Origin of the sequence: Mesorhizobium ciceri biovar biserrulae WSM1271 (genome assembly GCF_000185905.1) — a bacterium.
GTDB lineage: Bacteria > Pseudomonadota > Alphaproteobacteria > Rhizobiales > Rhizobiaceae > Mesorhizobium > Mesorhizobium ciceri.
Genome location: NC_014923.1, coordinates 2005653 through 2024739, shown reverse-complemented (window position 1 = coordinate 2024739; position 19087 = coordinate 2005653). Strand labels below are relative to the sequence as shown.

At 63.3% G+C, this 19087-nt stretch carries 13 protein-coding genes; 8 read left to right on the top strand and 5 right to left on the bottom strand.

Translation table 11 applies throughout. From position 1 onward, the window contains the following. Positions 1-7 precede the first annotated feature (7 nt). Together fliQ and MESCI_RS09710 are read left to right on the top strand one after the other, a co-directional pair. On the top strand, positions 8-274 hold the full coding sequence (gene fliQ / locus MESCI_RS09715) for a flagellar biosynthesis protein FliQ (protein ID WP_013529773.1): 267 nt from the start codon (positions 8-10) through the stop codon (positions 272-274). 229 nt (positions 275-503) lie between these two features. Further along, on the top strand, positions 504-2147 hold the full coding sequence (locus MESCI_RS09710; protein ID WP_013529772.1) for an MFS transporter: 1644 nt from the start codon (positions 504-506) through the stop codon (positions 2145-2147). 14 nt (positions 2148-2161) lie between these two features. Here the strand turns inward: MESCI_RS09710 and MESCI_RS09705 are convergent, their stop codons facing one another. Together MESCI_RS09705 and MESCI_RS09700 are read right to left on the bottom strand one after the other, a co-directional pair. Then, positions 2162-3943, bottom strand: a complete 1782-nt coding sequence (locus tag MESCI_RS09705; RefSeq protein ID WP_013529771.1) for a chloride channel protein — start codon at positions 3941-3943, stop codon at positions 2162-2164. Between the two features lie 131 nt (positions 3944-4074). After that, positions 4075-4374 (bottom strand): putative quinol monooxygenase, encoded by a 300-nt coding sequence (locus MESCI_RS09700; protein WP_013529770.1) that lies wholly within the window; start codon positions 4372-4374, stop codon positions 4075-4077. 147 nt (positions 4375-4521) lie between these two features. Here MESCI_RS09700 and flhA point away from each other — a divergent pair, with 147 nt between their 5' ends. The 3 genes from flhA to MESCI_RS09685 are packed head-to-tail and all read left to right on the top strand — an operon-like array spanning position 4522 to position 7744. Continuing rightward, complete coding sequence (flhA, locus tag MESCI_RS09695; RefSeq protein WP_013529769.1) at positions 4522-6609, top strand: flagellar biosynthesis protein FlhA; 2088 nt, start codon at positions 4522-4524, stop codon at positions 6607-6609. Further along, a complete protein-coding gene (fliR, locus tag MESCI_RS09690; RefSeq protein WP_013529768.1) occupies positions 6606-7358 on the top strand; it encodes a flagellar biosynthetic protein FliR in 753 nt (250 codons plus the stop codon). The genes flhA and fliR overlap by 4 nt, the downstream gene beginning before the upstream one ends. A gap of 2 nt (positions 7359-7360) precedes the next feature. Continuing rightward, positions 7361-7744 carry a hypothetical protein gene (locus MESCI_RS09685; RefSeq protein ID WP_013529767.1) on the top strand — a complete coding sequence of 128 codons (384 nt, stop codon included), beginning with the start codon at positions 7361-7363 and terminating at the stop codon, positions 7742-7744. A 185-nt stretch (positions 7745-7929) separates the two neighbouring features. Here the strand turns inward: MESCI_RS09685 and MESCI_RS09680 are convergent, their stop codons facing one another. Genes MESCI_RS09680 through MESCI_RS09670 form a run of 3 tightly spaced genes read right to left on the bottom strand, consistent with a single transcriptional unit; the run spans position 7930 to position 11120 of the window. Next, positions 7930-8625, bottom strand: a complete 696-nt coding sequence (locus MESCI_RS09680) for a response regulator transcription factor (RefSeq protein WP_013529766.1) — start codon at positions 8623-8625, stop codon at positions 7930-7932. Continuing rightward, entirely contained in the window at positions 8622-10172 is a 1551-nt protein-coding gene (locus MESCI_RS09675; RefSeq protein ID WP_245268603.1) for a sensor histidine kinase, read from the bottom strand. The genes MESCI_RS09680 and MESCI_RS09675 overlap by 4 nt, the downstream gene beginning before the upstream one ends. Before the next feature lie 57 nt (positions 10173-10229). Next, positions 10230-11120: a hypothetical protein gene (locus MESCI_RS09670; protein ID WP_164919871.1), complete on the bottom strand. Its 891-nt coding sequence runs from the start codon at positions 11118-11120 to the stop codon at positions 10230-10232. A 57-nt stretch (positions 11121-11177) separates the two neighbouring features. On the opposite strand from MESCI_RS09670, the gene MESCI_RS09665 reads away from it, so the two are divergent. From MESCI_RS09665 to MESCI_RS09655, 3 genes are all read left to right on the top strand, one after another. After that, positions 11178-16193 (top strand): autotransporter domain-containing protein, encoded by a 5016-nt coding sequence (locus MESCI_RS09665; protein WP_245268630.1) that lies wholly within the window; start codon positions 11178-11180, stop codon positions 16191-16193. Positions 16194-16613: 420 nt separating this feature from the next. Beyond that, on the top strand, positions 16614-17699 hold the full coding sequence (locus tag MESCI_RS09660; RefSeq protein ID WP_013529763.1) for an ABC transporter ATP-binding protein: 1086 nt from the start codon (positions 16614-16616) through the stop codon (positions 17697-17699). Between the two features lie 37 nt (positions 17700-17736). Further along, entirely contained in the window at positions 17737-19062 is a 1326-nt protein-coding gene (locus MESCI_RS09655; protein ID WP_013529762.1) for an ABC transporter substrate-binding protein, read from the top strand. The last annotated feature ends 25 nt before the right edge of the window (positions 19063-19087 follow it).

Here is a 19087-nt window from a genome sequence, read left to right as displayed (position 1 = left end):
CAGTCCCATGAATGAGGCCGACGCTCTCGACATCGTCCAGTACGCGGTATGGACGGTGCTCGTCGCGTCCGCTCCGGTGGTGCTGGTCGCCATGGTGGTCGGCATCGGCATCGCCCTCATCCAGGCGCTGACCCAGGTGCAGGAAATCACCTTGACCTTCGTGCCGAAGATCGTCGCCATCATGCTGGTGGTGGCGCTGACCGGCCCCTTCATCGGCAGCCAGATATCGGCCTTCACCAACGTTATCTTCGAGCGCATCCAGAACGGGTTCTAACCTGTTTTGGGAAGGCGTGCCGCGGCATGCCGTTCGTAATTGTCCGAAGACAGACGCCGCCGATCCCCTTGGCGCCTCCGCACGCACGGCAGACAAGGCCTGGACCGCCTCTATCCCATTGTTGGACCATGAGCTTTTTTGCCCTTTGCGGCGCCATGCCCTACTTTCGGCAAACGGTCTGCGCAAACGGATTGTCTGACGGGCAGGCACGACATGGCAGGAATCCCAAATGATTGACGAAAAGCCGGACAGCGAGAGCGTCTCGGCGCTGGCGCCCTTCCGGCACGGCATTTTCCGCGCCGTGTGGGGCGCAAGTCTCGTCTCGAATTTCGGTGGCCTGATCCAGGGTGTCGGCGCCGCCTGGATGATGACCACGATCGCCACCTCGCCCTATCAGGTGGCCCTTGTCCAGGCTTCGACCACCTTGCCGATCATGCTGTTTGCGTTGGTCGCCGGCGCCATCGCCGACAGTTTCGACCGGCGCAAGGTGATGCTGGTCGCCCAGACCTTCATGCTGGTGGTGTCGGTGCTTCTGACCCTGTTCACCTATTCGGGCCTGATCACGCCATGGACGCTGCTTGCCTTCACCTTCCTGATCGACAGCGGCACCGCGCTCAACAGCCCGTCATGGCAAGCCTCCGTCGGCGATATCGTTCCCCGCAACAAGGTGCCGGCGGCCGTCGCCCTCAATTCGATGGGCTTTAACCTGACGCGCAGCGTCGGTCCGGCGATCGGCGGCATCATCGTCGCCGCCGCCGGTGCGGCAGCCGCCTTCGCGGCGAACGCGGTGAGCTATATCGGCCTGATCGTCGTGCTGGCGCGCTGGAAGCCGAACGTGCCGGTATCGACCTTGCCGCGCGAGTCGCTGGGGGCCGCCATGGGCGCCGGCCTGCGCTATGTCGCCATGTCGCCCAACATCGGCAAGGTGCTGGTCAGGGGTGCTGCGTTCGGCTTCAGTGCAGGCGCTGTGCTTGCGTTGCTGCCTCTGGTGGCGCGCGATGTCGTCAAGGGCGATGCGCTGACCTATGGCATCATGCTCGGCGCCTTCGGCATCGGCGCGGTCGGCGGCGCCTTGATCAGCGTCAGGCTGCGGCAGTTGCTCTCCAGCGAGACGATGGTGCGCTGTGCGTTCGCCGGCTTCGCCGTCTGCGCCTTCAATGCCGCCGTCAGCCAGCATGCCTGGCAGACATCGCTCGGCCTGCTTGTCGGCGGTGCCTGCTGGGTGATCGCGCTTTCGCATTTCAACGTCACGGTGCAGATGGCGACGCCGCGCTGGGTGGTCGGCCGGGTGCTGTCGGTCTACCAGACCGCGACCTTCGGCGGCATCGCGCTCGGCAGCTGGATCTGGGGCGTCGTCGCCGACGCGCATGGCGCCGAAACCGCGCTGATCGCCGCCAGCATCGCCATGCTGGCCGGCGGCGCCATCGGTCTTTTGCTCCCGCTGCCGCAACAGCAGGTGCTCAACCTCGACCCGCTCAATCGCTTCAAGGAACCGCATTTGGCGCTTGACCTGAAGCCGCGCAGTGGTCCCATCGCCATCATGATCGAGTATGTGATCCGCCACGAGGACGAACCGGAGTTCCTCGCCATCATGGCCGAACGCGGCCGCATCCGCCGCCGTGACGGCGCCCGCAACTGGACGCTGGCGCGTGATCTCGAGAATCCCACCATATGGATCGAGCACTATCACACGCCGACCTGGATCGAATATATCAGGCACAATGGACGCATCACCCATGCCGACGCCGTCATCGGCGAGCGCCTGCGGGCACTGCACAGCGGCAACGAGCCGCCCCGCGTGCGCCGCGTGATCGAGCGCCCGACGACCGCCGGCACGGCCCTCGTGATGGCCAAGGGACCTATTGAGCACTGACTCCGGGTTGTCCCTTAGCCCTCGCCCGACAGATCCCGGCGGGCCTTGTCGAGTTCCTCGGCATAGCGTCGCATCAGATGGCCTTCGGTCAACAGGCCCAGCACGATATGGTCGGTGAAATCCTCGACCACGGCGAGTTCTTCGGCGCCCGCCCGCTGGAATGTTTCCGCGGCGGCCTGCACGTTCATGCTCGGCACCAGCACCGCGTCCTTGTATTTGGCGAGATCGCGCACCGGCACCTCGCCATCGGACGGATCGCTGTGCAGTTCGGCCACGATCAGCACACCGACATAGTGGTCGCCCGCGTCGACGGCGATGACGCGCTGGGCAGAGCCGAGCGGCACCTCCTTGCGGAAGGCTGCCAGCGTCGTCGAGGCATAGATGGTCTTGATGTCCTTGCGCATCATCGAGCCGACTGTGAGGCTGCGCATCCAGCCGACATCGTGGGCGCTGCGGATGGTCTCGCCGCGCAGATGGAAGCGCCATGTCGAGAACGAGTAGCCGAAGGTTTCGCGCACCAGGATGGCCGACATGATCGAGGCGGCCAGCACGACGCCGGTCAGCGTCAGGTCGCGGGTCGATTCCAGCGCCAGGAAGGTCATCGTCAGCGGACCGCCGACGACACCGACGGCGAGCGACGTCATGCCGACGACGGCGGCGACGGCAGGGTCGATGCCGGTTGCCGGAGAAATAACAAGCATCACATCCGCGAACGCCTTGCCGAGCAGCGCGCCGAGGAACAGCGAGGCAAAGAACAGTCCGCCGCGAAAACCCGACCCCAGCGAGACCGCCGACGCCGCCAGCTTGAGCACGAAGACGCTGGCCACCACGGCCAGCCCGTAATTCATCGAGAATTCGCGATGCAGCGCGCCATGGCCGCTGGACAGGACCTGCGGCGTGATCAGCCCCAGCAGCCCGACGATGACGCCGCCGATGACGGGGCGCAGCGACGCATCGATCGACAGCCTGGCGAAACCGCGCTCGATCAGCGTCACCAGATGCATGATGGCGATCGAGGCGGCACCGCCGAGCAGCCCGAGCAGCAGGAACGGCACATACTGGCTGGCGGTGAGCGCCGGCAGACCCGAAAGCTCGAGCGGAAACGGCACGCCGCCGAACATCTCGGCGGTCAGCGAGGCTGAGATCGCGGCGGTCATGACAGGCGCGACATTGGCGACCGAGTAGATGCCGATGACCAGTTCGAAGCCGTAGAAGGCGCCGGTCAGCGGTGCATCGAAGGCAGCGGCGATGGCGCCGGCCGCACCACAGCCGACCAGGATGCGGACATCGTTGCGGCGCAGCCTGAAGATGCCCGCCAGCCGCGATGCCAGCCCGGAGCCAACCTGCGTATAACCGGCTTCCAGCCCGACCGAGGCGCCAAAACCGCTGGAGATCATCGTCTGGCCGGCGATGATGAAGGTGTCGGTCAGCGACATGCGCCCGCCATAGAGCGCATTGGCTTCGATCGGGTCGATCGGTGTGCGGAATTTCCGTATCCGGAGCCAGACCGCCGTCAGCCCCAGCAGTATGCCGCCGATCGCCGGTATCAGCGCCTGCATCGGATTGGCGAGCGAGAACATGCCGGAAAGCCGGCCGCCTGGCTGAACGCCGAACAGCAGCCCGTGCAGGTCCTGCACGATCTGGCTCATCGCCGTGACCAATATGCCAGCCATCACGCCTACGACACCGGCGAGGATGACCACCACGATGCCGCGTGCCTCGAGCAGGGGCAACGACCTGATCAGCACCGCGCGCAGCCGGCGGGCGTAGACTTCGCTGTGGTTTCTGGAAAGCACCGGGGCGGCTCGCCGATATCGAAAGGCAGTGGAAAGCCAGCCTGATACGCCCGGCGGCACGGCATGGCAACCACAATGCCGACAGACACCATGTTGGCGACAGCGCGATATCGATCGGGCCGATGGACCGTTCAGGTCGACATGGGCTCGCCGGCTTCATAGAGCACGAGGTTGCGCTCGCCTATGCCAAGCGCCGGCCAGCTCGCACGCCAGTCCGCAATGTGCGGCGAGGCGAAGTGCGCGTCGAGCGCTGCCCTGTCGCTCCAGACTTCCGTGACCCGGATGAGCCCGGCATCGAAAACATCCTGCGCATAGGAATATTGGATGCAGCCGACCTCGGCGCGGCTGCCTGAAACCATGCGTTCCATTGCGGGCTTGGCTTCCTCAAATTTGTTCGGCGGCAAGCGGATGGTGCCGATGATCAGAAGCATGGGTTTCCCTTTCCTGGCGAGGCTAGCCGACACGGCGACCTGCGCATGATCGTTCGAACTAGCCAGTCTCCCACCCTCGCGCAAGCTTGGCGGACTACCCTCACAGGGCTGTCGCGCGCTCGGCAGTCTATGGGGTTTGAGGACGATATGGCGATCAGCGAAAGCATTCAGCCCGGCGCGGCCGCCAAGAACGGCCGCGACGTCTTCTTCGCCATCGGCATCGTCATCATCCTTGCCGTGCTGTTCCTGCCGATCCCGGCCTTTCTCATCGATGTCGGCCTCGCCTTTTCGATCGCGCTTTCGGTGCTGATCCTGATGGTGGCGCTGTGGATCCAGCGGCCGCTCGATTTTTCGTCTTTTCCAACCGTGCTGCTCATCGCGACCATGCTGCGGCTGTCGCTCAACATCGCCACCACGCGCATGATCCTGTCGCATGGCAATGAGGGCACGCACGCCGCCGGCTACGTCATCGCCGGCTTCTCCAAGCTGGTGATGGCCAGCGACTTCGTCATCGGCCTCATCGTCTTCATGATCCTGATCGTGGTGAACTTCATCGTCATCACCAAGGGCGCCACGCGTATCGCCGAAGTCGGCGCGCGCTTCACCCTCGACGCCATCCCTGGCAAGCAGATGTCGATCGACGCCGACCTGTCGGCCGGCATGATCGACGACAAGACCGCGCAGCTGCGCCGCCGTGAACTGGAAGAAGAAAGCTCCTTCTTCGGCTCGATGGACGGCGCCTCGAAGTTCGTCCGCGGCGACGCCATCGCCGGCCTCATCATCACCGCCATCAACATCGTCGGCGGCATTGCCATCGGCTACATCAGGCACGGCATGGGCATGGGCGAAGCCGCCGACGTGTTCATCAAGCTGTCGGTCGGTGACGGCCTCGTCACCCAGATACCGGCGCTGATCGTGTCGCTCGCCGCCGGCCTGCTGGTCTCCAAGGGCGGCACCCGCGGCTCGACCAACCAGGCGGTGTTCGGCCAGCTCGGCGCCCACCCGCGCGCCCTCTATGTCGCGGCATCGCTGCTGGTGCTGCTCGGCCTGATGCCCGGCCTGCCGCTGTTCCCGTTCTTTGCGCTCGCCGCCGGCATGGCCGGTCTCGGCTACGTCATCCCGATGCGCGCCAACCGTGTCCTCGCCGAAGCCGAGGCGATCAAGGACCAGGAAAAGGCGACCAAGGTCGAGGAGGAGAAGAACTCGGTCAAGGCCTCGCTCGCCACCGCCGAGATCGAGCTTTTGATCGGCAAGCAGCTGTCGACAAGGCTGCTGACGTCGCATCAGGAACTGGTTTTCCGCATGGGCAAGATGCGCAAGAAATTCGCCACCCAGTACGGCTTCGTCGTGCCGGAAGTGCGTGTCGCCGACGATTTCGCCATCCCGCCGAAAAGCTACCAGATCAAGGTGCACGGCACCGTGGTGGCCGAATACCAGATGCGCGTCGGCGAGATCATGGTTCTGCTCGGCAATCGCGACATACCCGAGATACCGGGCGAGGAAATCCGCGAGCCGGCCTTCGGCATGCGCGCCTATTCCGTCGTCGAAGCCTTCGCCGAGGATCTGAAGCGCGAGAACTACACCTTCGCCGACAACATGTCGGTGCTGCTCACCCACCTCTCCGAGGTCATCCGCAACAACCTGCCGCAGCTTCTGTCCTACAAGGACATGAAGGCGCTGCTCGAACGCCAGGACCAGGAATACCGCAAGCTCGCCGACGAGATCTGCACCACGCACATCTCCTATCCCGGCCTGCAGGCGGTGCTGAAGCTGCTGCTCGCCGAGCGCGTCTCGATCCGCAATCTGCACCTGATCATCGAGGCGATCGCCGAGATCGCGCCGCATGTGCGCCGCACCGAGCAGATCGTCGAACATGTCCGCATCCGCATGGCCCAGCAGATCTGCGGCGACCTGTCCGAGGGCGGCGTGCTGAAGGTGCTTCGCCTCGGCAACCGCTGGGACCTCGCCTTCCACCAGAGCCTCAAGCGCGACGCCAAGGGCGAGGTGCGCGAGTTCGACATCGACCCGCGCCAGCTCGAGGAGTTCGGCCAGGACGCCACCAAGGCGATCAAGAAATATCTGGAAGCCGGCGAACGTTTCGTCCTCGTCACCGCGCCCGACGCCCGCCCCTATGTGCGCATGATCATCGAGCGGCTGTTCACCACGCTGCCGGTGCTCAGCCACGTCGAAATCGCCAAGGGCGTCGAGATCAAGGTGCTCGGAACCATATCGTGAGCGTGCTGTCGCAAGGCGTCGTCATCGCGGCGTTCCTCGCCTTCTGCCGCATCGGCGCCTGTTTCATGCTGATGCCGGGCCTGTCCAGCGCCCGCGTCCCGGTCCAGGTCAGGTTGTTCGTGGCGGTCGCCGCCACCGGCGGCCTGCTCGCCTTCCTGTGGGACAAGATCTTTCCTTTCGTCGACCCGCGCCCGCAGATCCTGGTGCCGATGATCATCTCGGAACTTCTGGTCGGCGGCCTGATCGGCGCCATGACCAGGCTCTACATGGAAGCCCTGCGCTTCATGGGCTCGGCCATCGCCATGCTGGTCGGTTATGGCGGCACCGGCGGACCGGCGATCGAGGAGCCCGAACCCCAGGCAGCCCTTGCCGCGATCATCTCGTTCTCGGCGCTGTTGATGCTGTTCGTGTTCGATTTCGACCACGAGATAATACGCGCGCTGGTTTCCTCCTACACGGTCGCGCCGGTCAACATCTTCTTCAACCCGCAGGCAGCCCTCGTCGATGTCACCGACACGGTGTCGGACACCTTCTTCCTGGTCATCCGCCTCGGCAGCCCGTTCGTCGCCTATGCCATTCTCGTCAATCTGACGATCGGCTTCGTCAACAAGCTGACCCCGCAGATCCCGATCTATTTCATCTCCCAGCCCTTCATCATCGCCGGCGGCATGATCATCTTCTATTTCGCCGTCGGCACCATGCTGTCGCTGTTCGTCGACGGCTTCGTCGACCTGACGCTGGCGAGATGACCATGAGCACGCGCAAGGACCGCCTCAAGAAACTGGTCAAGGTGCAGGAACAGCTGAAGGCGCTGCACGAAACCCGCCACGCCACCTTCCTTGCCGCGGCCAGTGCCGCCGAGGCTGAAGCCAGGGAACTGGTCGGCCATTTCGACCAGCCCGATTCGCTTTCCGCCCTGTTCCCCGATCTCTACCACCGCCGCATCGCCCAAGCGGTCGTGCGCCAGGAGGCGAACCTGGCAAGCGCGAAGCAAGAAGCCGGCCTCATCGCCGCCGCGACCGCCCGCACCAACATGGTTGAGCGTGCCTACAAGGACGTGCGCAACCGCGACGAGCGCGAACGCTCCGACCGCGAGCGGCTCGACATCATCGCGCAGAAGCAGGGCGAGGAGTAAGCTGAGGGTGTTCCGCTATGGGCCAACGGTGAGCGTCATTGACCAGGTTGCGAATGGCGGCAATCTCGGTCTTAGGGGCGGGCATGGTGGCTTCCTGAGAGCGGACATTGCAGGCTGCACATCGAGGTCCTGCCGCGCCATGACCAGTCGATGCTTCGGTCTGGAAGCAGCCGTTGAGCAGACGTTCATTGCACGGCGGCGGCTGCGGTGAAGATGTAGCCAACGCCATAGACGACCTTGATCGGCGCGGGCAAGCTGATGTGCTCCTCCAGTTTGCGGCGTAGCCGGCTGACGACTGCGTCGAGATGCCTGTTGTCGAAGTTCGACCTGGGACGGGCGACAAGCTCCACCAGATCCTCGCGCTGGCAGATTTCGCCGCTACGGTTGCAGAGCACGTTCATGAAGGCGAACTCGGCCGCCGTCAGTTTAAGCGAACGGTGATTGGGCGCGATCAGCATCCAGTTCGTGCCGTCCAGCACCCACCGATCGCTGCTGCCGTTGGCAGAGTCGGGCGGGGCTCCCGTCCGTCGCAGCAGGCTGCGAATTGCGGCGTCGATCTCGCGCAGCGTGCTGTGCTTGACCAGGTAGATGTCGGCGCCGCTCTCAAAGCCACGGATACGGTCGTCGCTGTCACCGAGTGCCGTCAGCATGATGATGCCGCAGGCATGTGATTTGCGGATTTCGGTTGCCAGATCGAACCCGTTCCCATCGGGCAGCCCGACATCGAGGATGATGACAGCGGGCGAGCTGCCGTTGGCCAGCGTCTGGCGCAATTCCCCTGCCGTGGCGACGCCTTCGGCCGTGAAGCCCGTCAGTTCCAGGAAATCCGCCAGATCCTTGCGCAGCCGGGGCTCGTCCTCGACGATCAGAATATGCGTCATGCGGTCAGTTCCTCGGGCGAAAGTCGATCCGTTGCCTCGCCTGCCAGAGGCAGGCTGACGATGGACGTAATGCCCTGGTCGTCGTTGGCGAGCAACTGCAGCTTGCCGCCGTGATAGGCCAGCAATTTGCGCGAAGAATAGAGGCCGAGACCGGTTCCGGTTCCCGCCATCGTATTGGAGGCCCGGAAAAAGCGCCTGCCGATCTTGTGAAGCTCGGCCTGTGGAATGCCGATGCCACGGTCACGCACCCGAATGACCGCACTTCGACCTTCGCTGCGCACATCGATATCCACTGGCTGGTCCTCCGACGAATATTTGAGCGCATTGTCGATGAGGTTGATCAGGACGGTCGCCAGCATCTCGGGATCGGCGACAAGCGAAACGGCGTCGTCATCCGCCGTAAAGATCAGGCGCTCGCCGCGCCCGGTCATCCCGAAATGCAGCCGCACATCGGCAATAAGCAAACCGACGCGTATCATCTCCGGCTGAAACCCGCTGTCGCGATCATTGGCCATGAAGCGGTCGATCAGGGAAAACAGGCGATCGAGCGCCTCGCCAATGCCGGCAATCCGTTCTCGTGTCGCTTCGGGCGACTTGTGGCCGACAAGGCCGATCATGTCGGCCGCGTTGCGGATGATGGCGAGCGGGGTGCGAAACTCGTGGCTGACGACGCGCATGAAGTCCGCCTGCTCGTCGCGAAGCACACGTTCGGCCGCCAGGCTCGCGTTCAACCGGCTTTCCAGCCGTCGTCGTTCCCGTACCTCCCGCGACAGGGCGATATTTTTCTCCAGCAGCGCAGAGGACAGCCGCGAACTGACCATGAACAGCAGGCAGCCGAAAAAGGCGATCAGGAACAGCGCGCCCTGCAGCAGATACCAAGCGTTGCGGTCGGCCAGAACCGAGGCGCCTTGAAAATCGACCGGCAGCCGGTATTCGATGATGCTCTGGAGAACGCTAGCCGCGATATACTCGGCAAGCACACCGATCGTGATCCAGCGCAGGAGGGTTGGTTGCGTCCGGTCCCGCATCAGCCCAAGACACATCACCGACATCATCACGACCGTAAAGAAGGTCGATGCGTGAATGCGTATAGCAATGTCGCCCGGATCCATCGCGAGGGCGGCACTCCATGCGACAATTTGGAAAATCAGCAGTGAAATGCTGATCCAGGTATAGCGTGGCTGTCCCAGAAAGCGCGCCAGACCCTCGGCCAGCAACACCAGGCCTAGCTTGATGATCGTGTTGTGGAGCACGATGGCCCAGGCCGCCGGCTGCTCCCCACGCAGGAGAATCAGCAGCACCCCCGCCGCGATAGCGACGAAGCCGGCCGCAAGAAACTTCAACTCATAGAGGCGGCGCCACGCCAGCCACACAAACAACCAGGTGACGGCCTGCAGGCTTGCGGTTGCAAACGTAACAACCAGAACGGTCTTCAGATCAAGCATGGTCGAGTATTCGCACGGGTTCCCCTGCCACACCCCCCGATGCGCCAAATGTTGAATCTCGCAGGAGTTGTGCGGGGAGGCAAGCGCGATCCGCCCGTGCAAGAATTGGTCAGAATTCAATAGAATTGATCGGTGGAATTGTCGGGAGAGGACGTTTTATCATCGGCCGCGATCGTCTTGGTGGTTTCGCCGGGCGGATTGTGAGGAAGCAGTCGGGCGATGTGCGTGGCGGACGCACGCGACCCGACGCAGCGGCAAGCGATGATTTTCGCGGGACGCTCGGCGATCGGGCCGGCCGCGGAATCGTTGCTTGCGGCACACGGGGGGAATTCCATGACAATTCGCGATCGTCGCTCGCTCATACGCCCGCTTGTACTTTTGTGCTCCACGGCGCTCGCGGGGTCGTTGCTGCTGCCAGTCATCCTGACGGCGCCGGCGCATGCACAGGCTCTTTATGGTGCGACCGGAGGCGGGGGCGGTGATGGTGACGTAGACAGCAACGGCGGCGATGGTGGCGATGCAGGTGACGCCGGCGTCGCGGGCAACGGTCCGGATGCAGGGACCGGTGGGGCGGCCGGCACGCAGGCCATTCCAGACGGTGGAAATGGTGACAACGGCGGCTCCGGTGGTGGCGGTGGTGGTGGCGGCGGCGGCGGCGGTGGTTACAGCAATATCATTGCTGGCGATATTTCCGCGCCCCTCAATGGTGGCAATGGAGGCTATGGCGGCGGCTTTTTGGACGGAGGCTATGGCGGCGGCGGCGCTGGTGGCGATGGCGTGCGTAATGAAGAGGTGAACCCGGCAATTTCCGTGACGGCTGATGTTCATGGCGGCGATGGCGGCGATGGCAATGGCAATGGCCCGTTTGCCGGCGGCGGCGGCGGCGGCGGGGGCGGGGGCGCCGGCATGGTGCTTCTGAACAACGGCGCCATCACTGTTGAAAGCTCGGCCACCGTTGCTGGCGGAAACGGTGGCAATCCTGGCGCCAATTTCGGCGGTGGTGGTGGTGCGGGCATTGTTTTGAACGCCGGCGGCGACTTGACCAACCATGGCGATGTCCTCGGTGGCACGGGCGGGGCTTTAGCCACCGGCGGAACAGCCATTGTGATGGGAGATTCTGGCAGCATCGTCAACGACGGTCGCATTACCGGTGGCCGCGCCGGGGTTTCTGCATCCGCCGGTGCAGCGATCGACCTCAGAAATGGTGGGACGGTTTTTAACAGCGGAGTGATCATTGGCGGCGAGGGCAACGGTGGCCATGCCGGCGGCTCTAACGGCCCTGCTGGCGGAACCGGCAGTGGCGGCGCCCCCGGCTATATTCCCCTGACGCCCAGCAATGGAAACGGTGGTACCGGCATCGTTGGGGCCAATTTGGCGGTGCTTAACGTTGGGGAGATTACTGGGGGAGATTCTTTCTTTGGCCGGGCTAACGCCATCACCTTCACCGGCGGCGCCAACACGCTTTCCCTGCGAAACGGCTCGATTATCACCGGCAATGTCGTGGTGGAGAGTGGCGCGACCGGCTCATTGATGCTCGGGGATTATGACACGCTGCCTTCCACGCCGGCCTTCGATGTCTCGAAGCTCGTGAATACGGCCACCGTAGGCGCGAGTGACGAGTTCGTCGGCTTCACGAGCTTTAACAAGGCCGGGACGAATACCGTGACCCTGACCGGCACGGGTGCGCAGGACTGGACCATCGATCAAGGCACCTTGGTCGGCGACACCAACAGCTTCGGCGGCAATCTCACCTTCTCAGGCGTGAACACCGGCGCCGTCGTCTTCGACCAGGCGAGCGACGGTACCTATGCCGGGACCATTACCGGCCCCGGCCATTTCGGCAAGGCCGGCGCCGGTACGCTGACGCTGTCAGGCGACGCTTCCGACCTCGCGGGCAACCTGGGCGTCATGGGGGGCACGCTCGACATCGACACACAGCTCACCTCTTTTACCGGGATCATTGCTACTGACGGAACTGATCCGGACGAGTGGGCAACCGCAAGAGTTTCAGGGTCGGCCACCTGGACTGCCGACGTCCTTAGGGTCGGGGATTCCAATGGGGATTCCAAAGGGAAAGGGAGCTTGATCGTCGAGAATGGCGGTCAGGTTTTCAACGATTCGGGAGTTGTGGCGTATGGCGCGGGCAGCACTGGCTCCGCGGTGATTTCCGGAAATGATTCGGGTTGGACACTCGTTGATGCCATCGCAGTTGGTCTCTTTGGCAATGGATCGCTCAGCATTGAAAATGGCGGGCAGGTTTCCAGCGGCAACAACGCCATTGTTGGTTGGGATGCTCAAGCCACCGGAATTGTGAATATTACGGGCCCCGGGTCGGTTTGGACAGGCGACTCCATCATTGCCGTTGGCGTCTTGGGCAAGGGCACGCTGACTCTGTCGGAGGGCGGGCAGGTTTCGCTTGCCGGGGGTCCTGCTATCGTTGGGTTGGCGGCCCAGCCAGGATCATTCGGAACGCTCAACATCGGTGCGGCAAGTGGGGAAGTGGCGAAGGCCGCCGGCACGGTTGATGCGGCATCGATAGCTTTTGGCGCTGGCACAGGCACGGTTGTGTTCAATCATCTGGGAAATCCCGATGGGTCCGATCTGATTTTCAGCCCTTCCCTGACCGGCTTGGGGACCATCCTCCATGAAAGCGGCACGACCGTTTTGGCTGCAGACAGTTCCAGCTTCACCGGTGCCACCACTGTTGCAGGCGGCACGCTTCTTGTCGGGAACCATGCCAGTGCCGGCTTCCTCGGTGGCACGATCAATGTCGAGGACGGCGCCACGCTCGGTGGCTCGGGCACGGTGGGCACGACGACGGTTGCCGATGGCGGGCATATCGCGCCAGGCAATTCGGTGGGTACGCTGACGGTTGCCGGAAATCTGGGCCTCTCTTCAGGGTCGATTCTCGATTACGAATTCGGCAATCCAGGCGGTTCAACCGACTCTCCGGGGATAAGCGACCGCATCGGGGTGAGTGGCAATCTGACGCTCGACGGTACGCTCAATCTTGCGCAGAGCGGCGACGTGGCCGATGGCACGGCGGGCCTCGGCTATTACCGGCTGATGACCTATGGCGGCAGCCTCACCGACAACGGCCTGGAGATCGGCACGAAGCCGCCGCTTTCCGATCCGGCCGCCTATGAGATCCACGCGGGCGGCGGCAATGTCGACCTCTTCATCGGAGCGGCCGGCGACGACACGCTGCAGCACTGGCAAGGCGGCGACGGGACCTGGAACACCACGAACGAAAAATGGCTGAACCAGGGCGGCGATACTCTCGTCTCCTGGGCAGGAAACCATGCGGTGTTCAAGAACGAACCGGGCGGCTTCGACGGCGGCACGATCGCCGTCGAAGGAGCGCAAAGCTTCAAGGGCCTGCAATTCGTCGACAGCGGCTACCGCCTGGAAGGTTCCGGCACGCTCGCGATAGATGGTTCCGACAGCGCCGATGGCAATGCCGAGATCCGCGTGCTGGCCGGCACGGCAGCCACCATCGCGACGACGATTACCGGCGCGGGCGGGGTCAGCAAGACGCAAGGCGGCACGCTCGTCCTGGAAGGCAGCAACAGCTATCAGGGCGGCACGCGGCTTCTAGGCGGGATTATTTCCGTTTCTTCCGATGCCAATCTCGGCGCTGCAAGCGGTGCCCTGACATTCGATGGCGGCACGCTGCGGAACACGGCGGCGTTCGCGACGGCGCGCAACGTCACCCTGGATGCCGGCGGTGGGACGTTCCAGACCGATGCCGACCTGACGGCGAACGGCGTCATCTCCGGGACCGGCGCGCTCACCAAGACCGGGGCCGGCGGGCTGGTGCTTTCGAGCGCCAACAGCTACGCCGGTGGGACGACGGTTTCGGCAGGATTCATCACCGCGGCGACGACAGGCGCGCTGGGCAGCGGACCGGTGAATGTCAAGGCCGGTGACCTCCGCTTCATCAATGATGCAAGCGCCGAGAGCCTCGACATCGTCATGGAAACAAACGCAACGATGCGCTTCGATGGCAGTGCGTCGGCGGGAACGGCGACGATCGTCACTACCCAAAGCCGCATCAACTTCAACGACGAAACATCGGCCGGTGCGGCTTCGATCACCGGCAATGGTAGCAGGACGTCCTTCAACGGCAATTCGAGCGCCGCCAATGCCACGATTGGCGTTACAATCCAAGGAACGCTCGACTTCTACGACACCGCGTCTGCCGGCAGCGCCGCCATCACCAACAAGGGCGGCTTCGTTGGCTTCCATGGCGCTAACACGGCGGATGGGGCCGCGATCATCAACGATACGGGGGGAAAGGTCGACATCTCCGAAATGACGTCGGACGGTATCGCGATTGGCTCGCTTTCGGGCGATGGTCTCGTCTTTCTCGGCTCGAAGTCGCTGACGCTTGGCGGATTGGATAAGAACGACACCATCGGCGGCGTCATCCAGGATGGCAGCACTGGCATCGGAGGGAGCCTCGTCAAGACCGGCGCCGGCACGCTGACGCTGAACGGCGTCAGCACCTATACCGGTCTGACCACCATCGGCGGCGGCAAGCTCGTTGTCGACGACGGCAGCCATTCCGGGGCAAGCATTGCTGGCGCCATTGCGGTTGCAGCCGGCGGCACGCTCGGCGGTTCGGGAACGGTGGGTACGACCACGATCGCTTATGGCGGCACGATTACGCCGGGCAATTCGATCGGCACGCTGAATGTGTCAGGCGATTACACGCAGGAGATAGGCTCGACCTACGAAGTCGAGATCAATCCGGCCGGCAATTCCGACCTGATCGACGTGACGGGCAAAGCCACCATCCAGGGTGGCACCGTCTTCGCGCTCAAGGCGCCGGGCGGCTACAGTGCCGGAACCCGCTACACGATCCTGAGCGCGGATCAAGGCGTGACCGGCACCTATGATGCGTTCGACCAGAACGCCCCGTTTGTCGACCTGGCACTCGCCTATGACGCCAGTAATATCTATCTCGACGTTGCCCGCAATGACGTGTCGTTCTGCGACGTGGCCGGCACCCGCAACCAGTGTGCCACCGCCAATGGCGCCGAAAGCGCCGGGCCGGGCAACCCGATCTACGATGCAATCGCCGGCCTGCCGGACGATGAAACCGCACGCGAAGCCTTCGATGCGTTATCTGGCGAGATCCATGCGTCCGCCAAATCGGCGCTGATCGAGGACAGCCATTTTGTCCGCAATGCCATCAATGATCGCCTGCGCGCGGCCTTCGAGGGGGTAGGGATCCCGGCAATCCCGGTGCTGGCCTATGGCGAAGGCGGTCCGGTGCTGGCGCCTGCCACCACCGATCGCTTTGCCGCCTGGGGCACGGCTTTCGGGTCATGGGGCACCTTCGACGGCGACGGCAATGCCGCAGGCCTCGATACCTCCACCGGCGGCTTTCTTACCGGCGTCGACGGCCTTGTCGTGGAGGATGTGCGGCTTGGCATCATGACTGGCTACAGCCACACGAGCTTCGATGCCGACGGCCGATCCTCGTCAGGCTCGAGCGACAATTATCATCTCGGCCTTTATGGTGGCACGCAGCGGGGCGCTCTCGCCTTCCGCTCCGGGCTTGCCTATACGTGGCATGACATGAAGACATCGCGCTCGGTGGCCATGCCCGGCTTTGCCGACAGCCTGAGCGGCGACTACAACGCTGGCACCTTCCAGGCGTTCGGGGAACTCGGCTATCGCATCGATACGCCAGTCGCGGCCTTCGAGCCTTTTGCCAACCTCGCTTATGTCAACCTGCATACGGACGGCTTCACGGAAAAGGGCGGTGCGGCGGCATTGACCAGTGCAAGCCAGACCACCGACGCCACCTTCACCACGCTTGGTCTCAGAGCCTCCGCCGGCTTCACGCTCGGCGCCATCAATGCCACAGCGCGCGGCATGCTGGGCTGGCGCCATGCCTATGGCGACGTCATACCGACCAGCACACATGCCTTCTCTGCCGGTGATGCCTTCACGATCGCTGGCGTGCCGATCGCCAAGGACAGTGCCGCCATCGAAGCGGGGCTCGATCTCAACCTGACCGATGCCGCGACCCTCAGCGTCGCCTACCAGGGTCAGTTCGGCTCCGGCGTCCAGCAGAACGGCTTCAATGCAAAACTCAACGTGGAATTCTAATCAAGCGGGAAGGATCGTTCCGGAATGACTGCCCCTTACGAAAAGGGGCTATTCAATCCGCTTGTCGCATCGCCCAGGCGGTCGTACGCCAGGAAGCGAACCTCGCGAGCGCCAGGCAGGAAGCCAGCCTTATCGCCGCCGGTCGAGCGAGCCTACAAGGACGTGCGCAACTGTGATGAATGCGAACGCTGCGACCGCAGGTGCCGGACTTGATCGCGCAGAAGCGGACGCAGGAGCAGCTGGGAGGATTGTGTGGCGCGAAGCGGACCCTCCCAAGGTTCGGCTTTCCCCTAAACGCTTTACAGCCCGGTTTGGTAGCGCTACCGTTTCGGCCTAGCGTGAGCCTGGGAGGAGCCAGGGCTGTCGCTAGCGGAAGCGTTGTTCCTTCGACGACGTCGCAGGAATTTGTTGGGAGGATCGATGGCGTCTGTCGCAATTGGCGAAGTCTACAAATCATTCGGCGCTGTCGAGATCCTGCACGGGGTCAGCGTGAACATCGAGGACGGCGAGTTCGTCACACTGGTCGGGCCATCGGGCTGCGGAAAATCAACCCTTCTCAGAATGATCGCCGGCCTGGAAAAGATTTCACGCGGCCAGATCGCGATTGGCGAACGTGTCGTCAACAACGTTGCGCCCAAGGAGCGCGACGTCGCCATGGTCTTCCAGAACTATGCGCTCTACCCACACATGACCGTTGCCGAGAACATGGCGTTCTCGCTGATGCTCAAAGGAGTTTCCAAGCCGGAGAGCGATGCAGGCGTGCACCGCGCGGCCGAAATCCTTGGGCTGGTGCCGTTGCTGGCGCGCTATCCTCGGCAGCTTTCCGGCGGCCAGCGCCAGCGCGTCGCCATGGGCCGCGCGATCGTGCGTGATCCGGCGGTCTTTCTCTTCGACGAACCGCTGTCCAATCTCGACGCCAAACTCAGGGTGCAGATGCGCGCCGAGATCAAGGAACTGCACCAGCGCCTCAAGACCACGACAGTCTACGTCACGCACGACCAGATCGAGGCCATGACCATGGCTGACAAGATCGTGGTCATGCATGACGGCATCGTCGAGCAGATAGGGCCGCCGCTGGAACTCTATGACCGGCCGAACAATCTTTTTGTCGCCAGCTTCATCGGCTCGCCGGCCATGAATTTGCTGAGGGGCGAGATCGCTATTGACGGCTCACCCTCGTTCCGCGGCGCCGGGGGGTTTTCAGTCCCGTTGGCCTCGGCACTTTCCATCCCCAATGGCGAGCCTGTGGTGCTGGGAATAAGGCCCGAGCATTTGCGGCTGTCCGACGACCAGGGCATTCCGGTCACCGTCGCGGTGGTTGAACCAACCGGGTCCGAAGTGCAGCTCATCGGCCGGACAGCCGGCGGCGAAGAGATCGTCGCGAATTTCCGGGAACGACATTCCTTCACGCCGGGCGAAACCATCCGGCTTACGGCCGAGCCCGGCCTCATCCATCTCTTTCACGGAGAAACCGGACAGAGGTTCCAAACACGTGCCGATCAGTAGGACCACAGGCAAGGACAACAAGCAGGAGGAAACGAGCATGAAGTTCACCAGACGTGACGTGATCCGCACCACCGCCGGCGCGGCGGCGGGTGCCTTGGGAAGTCGGTTCATCAGCTCTCCGGCCCTTGCCCAGGACGGACCGAAATACAAACCCGAGGATGGCGCCAAGCTTAGACTGCTGCGCTGGTCGCCCTTCGTCCAGGGCGACGAGGACCAATGGCTGGCCAACACCAAGCGCTTCACCGAAGCGACCGGTGTCGCGGTCCGCGTCGACAAGGAAAGTTGGGAGGACATTCGCCCCAAGGCGGCAGTCGCGGCAAATGTCGGCTCCGGCCCCGACCTGATGTTCGTCTGGTTCGATGACCCGCACCAATATCCCGACAAGCTGCACGACGTGAGCGAACTGGGCGAGTATCTCGGCTCGAAATACGGCGGCTGGCATGATGGACCAAAGCAATATGCGACCCGGGAAGGCAAATTCATCGGCCTGCCACTGGCCACGATCGGAAACGCCATCGTCTATCGGGAAAGCTGGGTGAAAGAGGCCGGCTTTTCGGAGTTTCCCAAGGACACGAAAGGCTTCCTGGAACTTTGCAAGGCCTTGCAGGCGAAGGGACATCCGGCCGGCTTCACGCATGGCCATGGCGTCGGCGACGGCAACAACTATGCTCATTGGCTGCTGTGGAGCCATGGCGGCCAGATGGTCGACGAGAGCGGCAAGGTAACGATCAACAGCCCCGAGACCCTCAAGGCCATCGAATACGCGCAGGAACTCTACAAGACCTTCATTCCAGGCACGGAAAGCTGGCTCGACGTCAACAACAACCGCGCCTTCCTGGCCGGCGAACTGGCTGTCATCGCCAACGGCATCTCGGCCTATAACACCGCCAAAATCAATAAGGACAATGATCCGAAGCTGGCTGAAATCGCCAAGGACATACGCACCACCAACCTGCCCATTGGTCCTGTCGGCAAATCCGTCGAATTGTTCCAGGTGACCACGGCTGTCATCTTCAATTACACGCCCTACCCCAACGCGGCCAAGGCGTATTTGCAGTTCATGTTCGAGGAACCGCAAATGAAGGACTGGATCACCTCCTCGGCCGGATATTGCTGCCAGACCCTGAAGGCATTCGACAACAACCCGGTATGGACTGCCGATCCCAACAACGCCGCTTACGCCAAGGCTTCGGCTACTCTGCGGCCTAACGGCTATGCCGGGCCGCTCGGCTATGCTTCGGCGGCAACCATGGCCGACTACGTGCTGGTCGATATGTTCGCCAAAGCGGTGACCGGCCAGGCGACGCCGCAAGAGGCAATGGAAGAGGCCGAGAAGCGGGCAAATCGCTATTATCGCGTTTGAGCCGGTTCAGCCGGGCAGCGCGGCT

Excerpts from the sequence above, each read along its gene's own strand:
- MESCI_RS09710 (WP_013529772.1), top strand. The coding sequence starts at position 504 with ATGATTGACGAAAAGCCGGACAGCGAGAGCGTCTCGGCGCTGGCGCCC.
- MESCI_RS09685 (WP_013529767.1), top strand. The coding sequence starts at position 7,361 with ATGAGCACGCGCAAGGACCGCCTCAAGAAACTGGTCAAGGTGCAGGAA.
- MESCI_RS09700 (WP_013529770.1), bottom strand. The coding sequence starts at position 4,374 with ATGCTTCTGATCATCGGCACCATCCGCTTGCCGCCGAACAAATTTGAG.
- MESCI_RS09655 (WP_013529762.1), top strand. The coding sequence starts at position 17,737 with ATGAAGTTCACCAGACGTGACGTGATCCGCACCACCGCCGGCGCGGCG.
- MESCI_RS09665 (WP_245268630.1), top strand. The coding sequence starts at position 11,178 with ATGGGAGATTCTGGCAGCATCGTCAACGACGGTCGCATTACCGGTGGC.
- fliQ (WP_013529773.1), top strand. The coding sequence starts at position 8 with ATGAATGAGGCCGACGCTCTCGACATCGTCCAGTACGCGGTATGGACG.
- flhA (WP_013529769.1), top strand. The coding sequence starts at position 4,522 with ATGGCGATCAGCGAAAGCATTCAGCCCGGCGCGGCCGCCAAGAACGGC.
- MESCI_RS09670 (WP_164919871.1), bottom strand. The coding sequence starts at position 11,120 with ATGGTTGGTCAAGTCGCCGCCGGCGTTCAAAACAATGCCCGCACCACC.
- MESCI_RS09660 (WP_013529763.1), top strand. The coding sequence starts at position 16,614 with ATGGCGTCTGTCGCAATTGGCGAAGTCTACAAATCATTCGGCGCTGTC.
- MESCI_RS09680 (WP_013529766.1), bottom strand. The coding sequence starts at position 8,625 with ATGACGCATATTCTGATCGTCGAGGACGAGCCCCGGCTGCGCAAGGAT.